We start from the raw sequence: 14245 nt of genomic DNA, 5'->3' as shown, positions 1-14245 counted from the left end.
CCACGACCTACAGTTTATCTCGATCTATTCTGTGTCGACTATAGGTCGGTCTTTAGGCCGTCAGTTGGGCGAAGCCCGACCTGTGCTGATTATTTAAAAAGGACTATATCGCTGGTTTGCAGGAGCTGTGTTTCGGACATAAAAAAAGACGCTACTTATTAACTAAGTAGCGTCTTTACTTGGCAAGATTTTTACTAATAAAGCTTAGTTAGATAGCATTAACGAATCAGCCATTGCTTCTAAGTTTGAGCTACCCATTAGGTAAGCATCAACCGCACGAGATGCTTCACGACCTTCATTGATACAACGTACAATCAGAGACTGGCCTGTGCGCATATCACCAGCGGCAAATACACCTGCTTGGCTAGTTTGGAAATCGTTCGTTGCCACGTTACCGCGTTCATCTACAGCAACCTTTAACTGTCCTAATACACCCGTTGGCTCTGGGTGTAAGAAACCCATCGCTAAGAATGCTTTCGTACAAGGAATTGAACGTACAGAACCTTCAATCTCTTTAAAGTTAGGACGCTGACCAGGAGCGGCTTCTTCCCACTCGATGTCGGCAACGATTAACTCTTTCACACAGCCGTTTTCATCACCGATGAACTCTTTAGTCAAAATAGACCAATGACGATCAACACCCTCTTCGTGAGAAGTGGTCGTTTTCAAGATCATTGGGTATGAAGGCCAAGGCATGTTCACTGTACGTTTTTCAGGTGGAACAGGCATGATTTCCACTTGCGTTACAGAGCTTGCACCATGACGATTAGAGGTACCAACACAGTCAGACCCCGTATCACCACCACCGATAACCACAACGTGATCATCTGATGCATGAATCTCTTCAGTCTTTAAGTCCATACCGTTTGCACGGCGGTTATTTTGACCTAGGAATTCCATTGCAAAATGAACACCTTTTAAGTCACGACCAGGAATTGGTAAATCACGAGGTACCGTAGAGCCACCCGTTAATACCACTGCATCAAACTGCTTACGCAATTCATTCGCATCAAAATCAACACCAATGTGTGCATTAACAACCATCTTAATGCCTGCTTTTTCCATTACAGCAATTTTACGGTCGATAACATCCATACCCAGTTTAAAGTCTGGAATACCAAAACGTAGCAGGCCACCCACTTTTTCATCACGTTCGTAAACAGTAACAGTGTGACCAGCAGAGTTTAACTGCTCCGCAGCAGCAAGACCCGCAGGTCCTGAGCCAACAATTGCAACGGTTTTACCTGTGCGTGACGTCGGAATTTTTGGCTTAACGTAACCATTTTTGTATGCTGTTTCAACGATGTTTTTCTCGATGTTACAGATAGTAATTGGGTCTTGGTTAATCCCTAAAACACATGAACTCTCACAAGGTGCAGGACAAACACGTCCCGTAAACTCAGGGAAGTTATTGGTTGAGCTTAAAATTTCCCACGCTTCCTGCCAGCTATCACGGTAAACCGCATCATTGAATTCAGGAATAATGTTACCGATTGGGCAACCGTTATGACAAAACGGTACGCCACAATCCATACAACGTGAAGCTTGGTCATTAATTTTTGACCCAAACTCGTCCATTTTAACGAATTCTTTATTATCTTTTAGGCGCTCTTCTACAGGTAATTTACCCGGTAGTTCACGACCTAATTCTAAAAATCCAGTAGGCTTACCCATTATGCTGCTCCTTTCACACGTGCTGCTAATACTGCTTTGTAATCACGAGGCATTACTTTAACCATTTTCGCTAAACTTGCATTAACATCCGCTAGGAATGCTGCCGCAATATTAGATTCTGTTAGTTCAAAGTGTTTTGTAACTTTAGCAACCAGTAAATCCCTATCTGACTGCTCAAGTGGATCAAGGTCCACTAATTCCATATTACAGCTTGCTGCAAATGAGTCATCTTCATCCCAAATGTAAGCAACACCGCCACTCATACCCGCCGCAAAGTTACGACCCGTTGAGCCAAGGTTAATCATGATACCGCCAGTCATGTATTCACAACCGTGATCACCAACACCTTCAACAACCACTTCAGCACCCGAGTTACGAACACAGAAACGCTCACCAGCCATACCATTAATGTATGATTCGCCAGACGTTGCACCATAGAAACATACGTTACCTACGATGATATTGTCTTTCGCCACGATATCTGAGTTACGATGTGGGTAAACGACGATTTGACCGCCAGATAAACCTTTACCCCAGTAATCGTTCGCGTCACCTTCAACGGTAAACTCAACACCTTTTGCAAGGAAACAACCAAATGATTGACCCGCGCTGCCGTTAAATTTAACTTGCATCGGTTGAGGTAAGCCTTGGTCGTTGTAAACCTTAGAGATTTCGTTAGAAAGCATGGTGCCACAAGAACGGTCGATATTAGTAATAGCAAACTCACCACTTACCGCTTCACCGTTTTCAAGTGCAGGTTTAGCAAGTTCGATAAGCTGTCTGTCTAATACCGCTTCTAGATTATGATTTTGGCCAATTTGGTTAAACATGCCATCTTCTTTTTTGCCCTTCTGTTTAAACAGAATGGTACTCAAATCTAGATTTTTGTATTTCCAGTGATTCACATCTTCACGTACTTTTAGATTCTGCGTTTGACCAACCATTTCAGTGATTGTTGCATAACCTAACATCGCCATGTTTTCACGCATGCCCTGTACCATGTAACCGAAGAAGGTAACAACGTCATCAACACGACCGTCGAAACGCTCACGTAATGTTTTGTTTTGTGTTGCGATACCAACCGGACAAGTATTCAAATGACACTTACGCATCATGATACAACCTTCAACAACCAATGCTGCTGTTGCTACGCCCCACTCTTCAGAACCAAGTAGTGCTGCGATGGTTAAGTCACGTGGTGTTTTCATCTGGCCATCAGCTTGTAAAACGATACGGTTACGTAGGCCGTTTTTCATTAGCGTTTGGTGTGCTTCAGATAGTCCTAATTCCCATGGTAAACCCGCATGACGAATTGAAGACAATGGCGATGCACCTGTACCGCCGTCAAAACCAGCGATTAAGATAACGTCAGCTTTTGCTTTAGCAACACCCGATGCGATTGTACCTACACCTGCTTCTGATACTAATTTAACGTTAACACGACCAGCGCGATTCGCGTTTTTCAGATCGTAGATTAGCTGTGCTAAATCTTCGATTGAGTAAATATCATGATGCGGTGGTGGTGAAATCAGACCTACTCCAGGAGTAGAGTGACGTGTGCGACCAATCCAATCATCAACTTTGTGACCTGGTAATTGACCACCTTCACCTGGTTTCGCGCCCTGAGCCATTTTGATCTGGATTTCAGCAGCGTTTGTTAAGTAGTAAGACGTTACACCGAAACGACCCGATGCAACCTGTTTGATTGCAGAGCGTTCCCAGTCGCCGTTTTCTTTTGGTAAGAAACGAGCAGGATCTTCACCACCTTCACCAGAGTTCGATTTAGCACCTATACGGTTCATTGCGATAGCGAGCGTTGAGTGAGCTTCATGCGAGATAGAACCGAAGCTCATCGCACCTGTTGCAAAACGTTTAAGAATGTTTTCAGCTGGTTCTACATCATCAATTGAGATAGGACCTGATGCTTTTGGCACAAATTCAAACTGGCTACGTAAAGTTGCCGCGTTATCGCCCTGTGCATCAACTTCATTGGCGTATTCTTTAAACTGCGCGTAATTTTTGTTACGAGTAGACTCTTGTAATAGCGAAATCGTTGTTGGGTTAAATAGATGCTTCTCACCACGTTGTTTCCACTGGTAAACACCACCAACATCTAGGCGTGTTACAGGTACTTCACGTAATGGGTAAGCAAAACGATGACGCACAGTCGCTTCAGCAGCGATATCATCAATCGATAGACCTTGAATACGTGTCACAGTGCCAGTGAAGTAGGCATCAACAACTTTTTTACTTACGCCAAGTGCTTCAAAGATTTGCGCACCTTGGTAAGACTGAATCGTTGAAATACCCATTTTCGAGAATATTTTCAACAGGCCAGCATCGATTGCGCCCTTGTACGAAGCAAATAGCTCAGCAACAGACTTATCAGCAGGGAGACGTTTCTTCGCTTGCAGATCAACAATCATCTCTTCGATCAAGTATGCGTTAACCGCCGATGCACCGTAACCAATCACTGTTGCAAAGTGATGCGTTTCGCGCACGTCACCAGTTTCAACAACGATGTCACATAATGCACGCAAACCTTTCTTGATTAAGTAATGGTGAACAGCACCAGTAATTAACATCGCAGGAATTGGCGCGTGATCAGAGGTTGCATTACGGTCAGAAAGAATAATGATTGAGTAACCATCATGCACTGCATCTTCAGCGTAACGACAAATACGTTTTATCGCTTTATCAAGTTTGCCTTTTTCACCACTTGCTTTGAATAACGTATCTAACGTTTTCGCTTGCAAATGTTTATGATCCAGTACATTAATTTTCTCAAGTTCTGCATTACTTAACACAGGTGACTCAAGTTCAACTTTATGACAATGCTCAGGTGTTTCAGACAATAAGTTCTGATCTTTACCTAAGTAAGTATTTAACGACATCACCATACGCTCACGAATCGGATCGATTGGCGGGTTAGTTACCTGTGCAAATAGCTGCTTAAAGTAGTGAGATAGATGTTGTGATTGGTGAGAAAGTACCGCTAAAGGCCAATCCACACCCATTGCACCTAATGGTTCTTTACCATCAAGGAACATTGGTAATACGATGTCAGAGATCTCTTCTGATGTCACACCAAAGGTTTGTAGGCGTCTTAATAACTGACCATCATTTGGTTGAATATTACGTTCTAATGCCGCTGGTTGGTTCTCTAGTTTTACTAGATTATCAGTCAACCATTTTTCGTAAGGCTGTTGGTTAGCAATACTGCTTTTCACTTCATCATCAGAAATAATACGACCTTGCTCTAAATCGGCAACGAAGATACGACCTGGTTGTAAACGACCACGTAATTTAATGTTTTCTGGTTTAATATCAACAACACCAGATTCTGATGCCATGACTAGGAAATCGTCTTTTGTTACACAGTAACGTGAAGGACGTAAACCGTTACGGTCTAGCGTTGCGCCAACTTGTACACCATCGGTGAAACATACAGAAGCTGGGCCATCCCATGGTTCCATGATGTTTGCGTGGTATTGGTAGAATGCACGACGTTTTGGTTCCATCGCTTTATTTTCTTGCCAAGCTTCTGGAATCATCATCATTAGTGAATGAGGAAGACTACGACCAGAAAGAACCAATAGTTCTAATGCCATATCAAAGCTTGCAGAATCAGACATACCTTCCGTACAGATAGGCATCAACATATCTAACTCTTCGCGGGTGAAGAATTCAGCTTCAAGCAACGCTTCACGTGCTTTCATCCAGTTGATATTACCGCGTACTGTATTGATTTCGCCATTATGTGCGATGTAACGGAAAGGTTGCGCTAAACGCCAGCGCGGGAATGTATTCGTTGAGAAACGAGAGTGAACTAATGCCAGTGCAGTTACCATGCTTGGATCTTGTAGATCTAAGAAGTATTGTGGCACTTGTTCAGTGGTTAACTGACCTTTATAAACAATCGTTTTGTACGAGAATGTATTGATATAGAAGTTATCTTCGATACCCGCTACAGACTGTAAACAGATACGTGTTGCGTAGTTACGTAGAATAAATGCTTTACGTTCTAATACAGCAGGGTCCATATCATCACCACCGGTGACGAAAAGATGTTCGAACTGTGGCTCACTGCTTAATGGGTCAGCACCGATCATTGAGTTATCAGTAGGAAGAACACGATAACCAATTACTTCAAGACCTAAGCGCTCAGCTGTACGTGCTAAAATATCACGACATTCATTACGTTTATTTTTATCTTTTGGAAATAACACCGTACCAACAGCATATTGGTCAAATTTAGGTAATGTAATCCCAACTTTTAGCGCCTGTGTTACTAAAAACTCATGCGGTTTTTGTAACAAAATACCAGCACCATCACCACTACAAGGATCGCAGCCTTGACCACCACGATGCTCCATACGTGCAAGCATATCTAATGCTTGAGTCACAATAGCATGTGATTTTCTATTTTTTAAATGTGCCACGAAACCGATACCACAAGCATCGTGTTCCATCTCTGGCACATAAAGGCCGTGAGCGTTTTGCTCTATATTAGTCATAAACATGTCCTTCAAGATAAAATAACAAATTGATTATTTGCAATTTCAGTTCTAATGTTTTCGAAGTGCACTATCTTATTTAATGAATAAAAAGAAAAAATGACCATTTCATTTTTAATTTTATTAGAGGGCTGTGAATATTTAGAAGTTATTCCCTAATTAATTAACATCCCTTTACAAGAAACAAGGCGCACAACATCCCTATAAGTTCGGGGCTCATACATTATTCCGTGGAAATAAACCTACATAACATCCGTAATACAGGCATAATTTTGCTAGTATTCTATCTCCTAAAAGGCACAAAAGTCCAATTTTCTTGTTCTCAGCTCAATGGGTTAGTTGTTAATGGCTTGTAACACAAGTATGACGGGCTTTGACGCGGTTTCCACATGGCATTATGATGAATAATTATCTTTAAAAGCACCAACTAAACATTCAAAAAACGTACTACAAACAGATTTATTACGAATAAAACAGCAAAAAAGTGAATATTAATGCAATTTAAAGGAAAAATAATTCACTTAAAATCCTGTTTTTCCGTTTTTTTTAATGAAATTAGTTACCTCCAGCTTAAATATTGAAAACAAATAATTAAACATTGTCATCAATTCACACCACAAGTGCTGACAAAAACAACACTTCCCGATGCTATTTTGTTATCTAAAAAGTACTTTTTCTTCATGTCCGCTCAAAATCCAATCAAAATTTATCAATTTTGGTAAATATTCATAAAAAAAGGCAGCGAGATCACAATTATCGTCTAAACCTAAGTTACAATCCGCGCAAATCATAAAAATGGAAACGATATGGAAAATATTATTGAAATTGGTGTCATCGAATCGCTGATAACCGCTATCCTGGTTCTTTTTATCGGGCGTTTAATTAACAAGACTATCCCTAAGTTAGCAAAGTTTAATATCCCAGAGCCTATATTAGGCGGGCTTGCTATCGCTATTTTAATTACCGTATTACATCAGAAAGGCATTAATGTAAGGTTCAACTTACCGCTTCAAGAAACCTTTATGTTGCTATTTTTCAGTACCATTGGCCTCTCTGCGAGCTTCAAACTGTTAGCGCAAGGTGGTAAAAAGGTATTTGTATTTTTAGGTGTAGCAAGCGTTTATATCGTCATTCAAAATGGCGTTGGTGTTAGTCTTGCGACCGCGTTAGGGTTAGATCCTTTATTAGGGTTAATCGCCGGTTCTATTACGCTTTCTGGCGGTCACGGTACAGGGGCTGCTTGGGCACAAACCTTTAATGATGATTATGGCTTACAAACCTTAGAGTTCGCGATGGCGGCAGCAACGTTTGGCCTAGTGATGGGTGGTTTTATTGGCGGTCCTGTTGCACAGCGTCTCATTGATAAAAACAACTTAGAATCTGAATTTGGTAAAGGGGCTAATCATCATGATACACACCCTGAGTTAGTGACCTATAACGACCTTGAAGAAGATAAAGTAACCTCTAAGAAAATTAAAGAAACACTGTTTATCATGCTGATTTGTGTGGTTGGTTCAACCTACGCAAAAGACTTTGTTGATAGTTTTGATATCAGTTACCTGAAAATACCTAACTTTGTTTATGCGCTATTTATCGGTGTGATCATCACTAACGTAACAGAAAGCAGTAAGCTCTATAAAGTTGACTCTGAAACCGTTGATATCTTAGGTACCGTCTCTTTATCACTGTTCTTATCAATGGCATTGATGAGTTTAAAACTGTGGGAAGTATTTGATTTAGCAATACCATTACTGGTGATTCTATTCTGTCAGACGATGGTATTGGCACTGTTTGTATACTTTGTCACTTTCCGCTTTATGGGTCGTGACTATAATGCAGCGGTAATAGCTGGCGGTCACGGTGGCTTCGGTATGGGTGCAACACCAACAGCAGTGATGAATATGGGGGCATTAGTTTCACGCAATGGCCCTTCACCAACAGCCTTTATGGTGGTACCAATCGTTGGTGCATTCTTTATCGACATTACTAACCTTATTATCCTGCAAGGCTACATCGCCTTTTTAGGTTAATCTCGAGGTTCGAGTAATACCAATGGAATTTAATAGGTGATCAGAGTTTGCGCAGAAAAAATTATTACTAATAAGGCGTGAGTTGCAGGAGATAGTTGTTCTCACTTCAAAACTCACAACGCAGTTAGGGATGATTTTAACCAGCAAGAATGATCACTTTATTAATTCCTTTGGTATAACGAGCTATTAGCTTCGAACATTAGTTCCTGGCTCATGGCTCGATACTCGTAGCCCATCGCTTTCTAGCAGAGTTTTGCATCTTGAATGCTAACGGGTATACTCCCCCCCTTTTTTATAATGAGGAACTATTTTGACTGCACTTAACCTTGAGATTATCAAGCAACAGTTAAACGATCTTAATTTTATTGCCGACAATATTCGCATCGTTACCGTTAATGCGATGACTGATGATGCACTGGAAAGTTGTACAACAAAAGAAGGCGAAAGCTTCTTTAATAGCTATATGAATGTTGTTTATAAAAAAGCAGACCGTTATGTCTTAGGTTATATCTGCCAAGATCCATTGCTTGATCAAGCAATTGTTAAGATTGGTGAGCAATACTTCGACCCAACAAAACAAGCAAATGAAGACTTTCAACCTTATCAGTTTGCAATTTTAACCGAATTCAAAATATTCGATATGATGAAACATGCTAAAAAGAACAAAGACTTCCCACCAGATATCGACTATTTAGTAAGTAAAAAGAAGCATTTTAAAAATGTAATAAACAGTTAAACCTAAAACTGATTACTTTAAAATAATATCAATAAAACAAAAAGTTAGATCTGTATTGAGACAAACTTGAAGTAATAATTTACCCTTGAAGAAAACAATAATAATATTTTTATTCTTTAAGGGATTTTCATGGCTAAAAGCAAAACAATTAACACCGACGATATTTTACTGGTGTTATGTAACTCAATAAAATCAGTCCTCACAAAAGCAACCGCTCACCCAATTAATTACTCTTCAATGGCGCAAAAGATCAACAAGACTTGCCTAAAGCCGGATATTGGTTGTTTCGTCCTGTTTGATGGTGGTTTCTCAGGTTTAGTGGTGATCAACTTTAGTGCAAATGCAGCGGTCGAGATATATAGCAATTATATGACCCACATGGGGATCCCTGAAAACGAACTTGCTAAATCTCATACAGCAGACGAAGTGGGTGATGTGATGGGTGAATTAATGAATCAAATTTTAGGTGATTTTACTGGTGTGATCGGCCATGAACTACATACTTCAATCACCCAAAACCAACCAAAAATGTTAACCATTAATAAACAGGTACAGCTATCCATTGATACAAACTTGGACAGACCGCAAGCAAGACGTGTTACCTTTATGACCGAAAAGAATAATATTTTCTATTTAGAGTTAGCAATGGATAAAACAGAATTTATTAAACTGCCTAATTTTGAAGAACGTGAAGCCTTTGATGCGGATACAATTTTAGAAGAACAAGCAAATAATAAGCAGCAAGAGAAGAAAGCAGCAGCAACAGAATCACTGGTTGACCAAAATCTACTCGATGAACTCGGATTTTAAACTGACTGATTGACTTGTGTTTCTGTTACAGACAAGATGCCTGCACGTATTAATGTGCAGGCATCTTGTCGTTAAACGACTAAAAAAGTTCGATTTCCTTTATTCAATTAAAATACATCGAACTTCAACCATAAAAAAGGAACCCTTAAATTTAATGAATGTCTCAATTGCTTATCTTAGTGTTGTACTGATCTGGTCCACAACCCCTCTTGGTATTATTTGGAGCAGCGAAACCGTTAATCCAATGATGGCTGTTTTTTTACGCATGTTCTTAGCGATGATCATTGGTACCCTATTTTTAGTCGTCATGCGCATTCATATCCCAACAACCAAGCAAGCTATGAAACTTTATAGCTATTCCACCATTGGCGTTTTTGGTGGTATGTTTTGGGGCTATATGGCCTCTCGCTATGTAAGCTCAGGGTTAATGTCGCTTATTTTTGGATTAGCCCCCATTATCTCCGGTTTGATGGCGCAAAAAATCCTTAATGAACCTAAATTTACGCCGTTGCGTTGGTTTGCTTTTAGCGTTTCACTGTTTGGTTTGGCGATTGTTGCTTGGCATAATATCAGCACCGGCAGTAGTGAATTAATCGGTATTGCTTTTGTTTTATTAGGCGTATTTTTCTTTAGCTTAAGCGCGGTAATGGTCAAAAGTGTGCACATTAACATCCACCCTTTTGCCACCACATTAGGGGCCTTATATTTTTCTGTTCCCCTGTTTTTTATGTGTTGGTTGTTACTTGATGGCGAAATTAATATCGCCCAGTGGTCAGCAAAATCGATTGGCGCAATCATTTATATGGGCATATTTGCATCATTGATTGGTTTTCTGGGGTACTTTTATATCTTACAAAAACTCAATGCGACAACGGTTGCATTGGTGACTTTAATGACACCGCCGCTAGCGATAACCTTAGGTACACTTATCAACGATGAACCTGTTGGACCGAATCTCTTTATCGGCGCTTTGTTTGTGATTATTGGTTTAACACTGTATCAAGTTGGTGGAAGACGTATTAAAGCGAAGCAATTAGAATAAGGGGCTCCCCCCTTATTTGTTAATCTAAAATAACCAACGCTGTAAAGGGTGCGCGAGGTTAACTCCCTTCGCGCCCCAACGATCAATAGTATCGATGATTAAGATATTAGAAAAATGAGGTAATAAATCGGCTAACTGTTTTGACACCTTTCTATTCGTGAGGATCCATAAATGTGGTGATTCCATTACTATTTTTTGCAAACTAGCGATCTCTTGTTCACTCCACTCTAATTCTGCGGTTAATAAGCGATGCTCTACAAACAGCTGGTTTGCTGCGGAAAAATCCTCTAATTGGTCAGAAAGTAGCACCACCGAGTCGATCTCTTTATCAAATAATATTTGCTGCTGCTGATTGATCAGCAAGCGAATATTCACTAATAACTGTTGTTGGTTGTGCTTTATAAGCGCAGCATATTCAGGCCAAACTCGCTGTAAATCTTGACCAACAATACTGATCATCGTACCTAAGTTATTAGGGTTTAACCATGCGTATAAAGACTGACCTCCATCGGGCAATCGCACTGTTGCAATACCTTTAGCAGCAGGAGAAATAGATTGTGATGCATCAATCTCAATCAGGTTAATATTACCCTCACGTGCATAATTGAATAGTGCATCATCAGGCCATAAAGCCTTTAAAGTGATCACTACACGAGCTGCTTGTGCAGCTTCATATATGACAGTTTCCCCTCTACCTGCATACCAATTATTTAAACGTTCAATACCATAGCGTTTGGGTGCTAAGTAAGTGGTTGTAATTGGCGTCCCCTGCATTAATTTTGTCGCTAGCATATAGGTCACAGGTGTCGCAGTTAACACATCCTTAGCTAATAACTGACTTGTAAAAAGTGTTAAAAAAGAGAGTAGCAGTCGATGATATAGATATTTTTTTCTCATGAATTTCTGCCTACAATACGGAAAATCGTAGTGACGACAAAGAAACTCGCTGCAACTAAAATAATGGATGCACCGGAGGGGATGGGTAATTGTAATTCCATTGGTAATAACGTACCAATCAAACAACTTAGCGTCGCAAGTAAAGAGGACAGTAAGACAAAACTACCCATACTTTTTGTTAATAGACGCGCAGTCGCACCCGGTATCAGCAACAATGCGCCCACCAGCACCGCACCTACAATCTTAACCGCAGCGATAGTCACCAAAGTTATCATCATCACAAACAGGTAATCGTAAAAGTGGGTATTATGACCACGCACACGTGCAATATCGGGACTAATAGAGGCAAGTAAAATACGGTTAAAAGTAAAAATAAGCCCCAGCACGATTAATGCGCAACTCAATGCCAATACCAACAGATCAAAGTCGGTAATAGTTAAAATAGAGCCAAATAATACATTTTCTAACATATGAATATTGATTTTTCGTGCCACATACATAAGTAATGCAGCGCCGCCTGCTAATGCGACAGCAAGAAAAACCCCCACCAATGTATCGTAAGGTACCGCAGTACGATTACGTACAAAATGCAAAATCAGTGCAAACAGCATACAAAAACAAAACAGCCCAATAATAGGGTTTTCAGGCGGTTCGCCAAGCAGTACGCCAATAGCAATACCGGTTAATGCCGCATGACCGACAGCTTCAGAGAAAAAGGCTAAACGTTTGGCGATCACTAGAGTGCCTAAGCCCCCCAATAATGGTCCTAATAAGAGCGCAGCCACTAACGCATTGACCATAAACGCGTAGGAAAAACTCTCACTTAACCAACCCGCTTGCGCACCTTGGCTAGCCCATAGACGTAAAAAATCCATTATGCAGCCTCACTTTTTCTATTCACACTGTGTATCTTAGTTTGTTGAGTTGGAGCATGACGATAATGACTAAATAGTTGCTCTATTTTTTCCGCTTTTAAGACCTCACTAGCACGGCCACTCTCTATTAAAATACCATTAACAACATGCACTTGAGCGTCTAAACGACGTACTGCACTGATATCGTGATGCACCACCACAATGGTTTTTTTCTCACCCACGAACTCAGTAATCAAAGACTCAAAGTAACGCACACCTTGATCGTCCATGCCATTAGTCGGTTCATCTAAAATTAACAGGTCCGGATCATCTAACAGTGCCTGCGCAAACAAAACGCGCTGCTGCTCGCCACCAGAAAGTTGCCCCATGCGCAACAACGCACGATCCGCCATTCCCACACGCTTTAACTGTTCAATCGCATTTTCTTTGTGTTTTTTGTTGGTCTTAAAAAAGAGAGGGTAACGGCTTTGATTCAGTAAAATAAAATCTAATACCGTGAGCGGTAAGCTCGGTTCAAAGGTCGCTTTTTGTGGTACATAACCCACCTTACCCTTGCTGCTCGACCAATGGATATTTATCTCTCCATTAAAAGGTGTTAACCCTAAAATAGAGCGTAATAGAGACGTTTTACCGCCTCCATTTGGGCCCATAATGACATGGCATTGTCCCGCTTCAAGCTGCGTTGAAATCCCAGTTAAAATACAGTTATTTTCATAACATAAGCTTACATTGTTAAGTGAAATTGAAGGCCCCACTATCGTTCTCCTTTCTGACTTGCAACAAATCTCATTGACTCGACTAACGTCGCTAAATTATCGCGCATCTCTACTTCGACCTTATCAGCACGATAGGGGCCGTGGGTCATATGTGAGAAACGGTATAACCTGACTCCGGTTTCTTTTTCGATCGTATCCACATAGCGATTAGGCATATTCAATTCATAAAACAACACATCGATGTTTGATGATCTAATTTTTTCAATGGTCTCTTGTAGCTGACTGGCACTTGGCTCTACACCATGGGCAGGTTCAATCACGGCATTTACCTCAACACCAAACTCCTGTAATAAATACCCGTATGCATTGTGTGTTGTAGCGACTTTCATACCCGCAGTGTCAATATCACCTAACGCTAACATTGCGTTATGCTTCATCTTTCTAAATTTTCGTGCGTAGGCACGGGCATTAGCACGATACTGTTGTGCATTCTCAGGGTCTATTTTTGCCATCTCATTAGCGATGCTATACACCTTTTGAATCGTGGTTGAGATGCCCACAAAGGTATGTGGATTTACTGCACCCGTACCAACCGATTGCCCCATCGCAGGTAACAAGGGCACATCTTGATTGGCTTTAATAATGATCAAATCATGTCTATTTGCCGCTTTAATCACTTTCATCGCAAAATCATCATGACCAATCGCATTAACCACAATCACATCCATCTGCTTTAAACGACGCAGGTCATTCGCTTGCGGTTGGTAATTATGCGGATTAAAACCTTCGTCAACGAGCGCTAATACCTCTGCTTTATCGCCAACAACGGCTTTTACATAGCTAAAGTAGGGTTGTAATGTAATACCAATGGTGAGTTTTTGTGCATGACTCACGGTGCTGAGCAACAGCAAAATACAGCCTAAAAATAGTGTTTTAAATATCATAAAT

The 14245-nt window shown here is 40.7% G+C and carries 10 protein-coding genes; 4 read left to right on the top strand and 6 right to left on the bottom strand.

Annotation, left to right across the window (positions count from 1 at the left end):
* Positions 1 to 204 precede the first annotated feature (204 nt).
* A complete protein-coding gene (locus tag QQK09_RS15100; RefSeq protein ID WP_284204991.1) occupies positions 205 to 1674 on the bottom strand; it encodes a glutamate synthase subunit beta in 1470 nt (489 codons plus the stop codon).
* Positions 1674 to 6191 (bottom strand): glutamate synthase large subunit, encoded by a 4518-nt coding sequence (gene gltB / locus QQK09_RS15095; protein ID WP_284204990.1) that lies wholly within the window; start codon positions 6189 to 6191, stop codon positions 1674 to 1676. The genes QQK09_RS15100 and gltB overlap by 1 nt, the downstream gene beginning before the upstream one ends.
* Positions 6192 to 6997: 806 nt before the next feature.
* On the opposite strand from gltB, the gene gltS reads away from it, so the two are divergent.
* The 4 genes from gltS (at position 6998) to QQK09_RS15075 (ending at position 10809) form a co-directional block, all read left to right on the top strand.
* Entirely contained in the window at positions 6998 to 8221 is a 1224-nt protein-coding gene (gene gltS, locus QQK09_RS15090) for a sodium/glutamate symporter (RefSeq protein ID WP_284204989.1), read from the top strand.
* 310 nt (positions 8222 to 8531) lie between these two features.
* Positions 8532 to 8957: a hypothetical protein gene (locus QQK09_RS15085; protein ID WP_284204988.1), complete on the top strand. Its 426-nt coding sequence runs from the start codon at positions 8532 to 8534 to the stop codon at positions 8955 to 8957.
* A gap of 129 nt (positions 8958 to 9086) precedes the next feature.
* Positions 9087 to 9767 (top strand): DUF3334 family protein, encoded by a 681-nt coding sequence (locus QQK09_RS15080; RefSeq protein ID WP_284204987.1) that lies wholly within the window; start codon positions 9087 to 9089, stop codon positions 9765 to 9767.
* A gap of 154 nt (positions 9768 to 9921) precedes the next feature.
* Complete coding sequence (locus QQK09_RS15075) at positions 9922 to 10809, top strand: DMT family transporter (RefSeq protein WP_284204986.1); 888 nt, start codon at positions 9922 to 9924, stop codon at positions 10807 to 10809.
* Between the two features lie 24 nt (positions 10810 to 10833).
* Here QQK09_RS15075 and QQK09_RS15070 read toward each other — a convergent pair whose 3' ends face one another.
* The 4 genes from QQK09_RS15070 to QQK09_RS15055 are packed head-to-tail and all read right to left on the bottom strand — an operon-like array spanning position 10834 to position 14241.
* Positions 10834 to 11706, bottom strand: coding sequence for a metal ABC transporter substrate-binding protein (locus QQK09_RS15070; RefSeq protein WP_284204985.1), 873 nt, complete (start codon positions 11704 to 11706; stop codon positions 10834 to 10836).
* Positions 11703 to 12581 (bottom strand): metal ABC transporter permease, encoded by an 879-nt coding sequence (locus tag QQK09_RS15065; protein ID WP_284204984.1) that lies wholly within the window; start codon positions 12579 to 12581, stop codon positions 11703 to 11705. The genes QQK09_RS15070 and QQK09_RS15065 overlap by 4 nt, the downstream gene beginning before the upstream one ends.
* Positions 12581 to 13336, bottom strand: coding sequence for a metal ABC transporter ATP-binding protein (locus tag QQK09_RS15060; protein WP_284204983.1), 756 nt, complete (start codon positions 13334 to 13336; stop codon positions 12581 to 12583). Before QQK09_RS15060 ends, QQK09_RS15065 begins: the two co-directional genes overlap by 1 nt.
* Complete coding sequence (locus tag QQK09_RS15055; RefSeq protein ID WP_284204982.1) at positions 13336 to 14241, bottom strand: metal ABC transporter solute-binding protein, Zn/Mn family; 906 nt, start codon at positions 14239 to 14241, stop codon at positions 13336 to 13338. The genes QQK09_RS15060 and QQK09_RS15055 overlap by 1 nt, the downstream gene beginning before the upstream one ends.
* Positions 14242 to 14245 lie beyond the last annotated feature (4 nt).

The organism is Psychromonas marina, assembly GCF_030161115.1.
Taxonomy (GTDB): domain Bacteria; phylum Pseudomonadota; class Gammaproteobacteria; order Enterobacterales; family Psychromonadaceae; genus Psychromonas; species Psychromonas marina.
Note: the sequence above shows the minus strand (reverse complement) of the source record. Positions and strands in the feature narration are given on the sequence as shown.

Excerpts from the sequence above, each read along its gene's own strand:
- gltS (WP_284204989.1), top strand. The coding sequence starts at position 6,998 with ATGGAAAATATTATTGAAATTGGTGTCATCGAATCGCTGATAACCGCT.
- QQK09_RS15100 (WP_284204991.1), bottom strand. The coding sequence starts at position 1,674 with ATGGGTAAGCCTACTGGATTTTTAGAATTAGGTCGTGAACTACCGGGT.
- QQK09_RS15070 (WP_284204985.1), bottom strand. The coding sequence starts at position 11,706 with ATGAGAAAAAAATATCTATATCATCGACTGCTACTCTCTTTTTTAACA.
- QQK09_RS15055 (WP_284204982.1), bottom strand. The coding sequence starts at position 14,241 with ATGATATTTAAAACACTATTTTTAGGCTGTATTTTGCTGTTGCTCAGC.
- QQK09_RS15065 (WP_284204984.1), bottom strand. The coding sequence starts at position 12,581 with ATGGATTTTTTACGTCTATGGGCTAGCCAAGGTGCGCAAGCGGGTTGG.
- QQK09_RS15080 (WP_284204987.1), top strand. The coding sequence starts at position 9,087 with ATGGCTAAAAGCAAAACAATTAACACCGACGATATTTTACTGGTGTTA.
- QQK09_RS15075 (WP_284204986.1), top strand. The coding sequence starts at position 9,922 with ATGAATGTCTCAATTGCTTATCTTAGTGTTGTACTGATCTGGTCCACA.
- gltB (WP_284204990.1), bottom strand. The coding sequence starts at position 6,191 with ATGACTAATATAGAGCAAAACGCTCACGGCCTTTATGTGCCAGAGATG.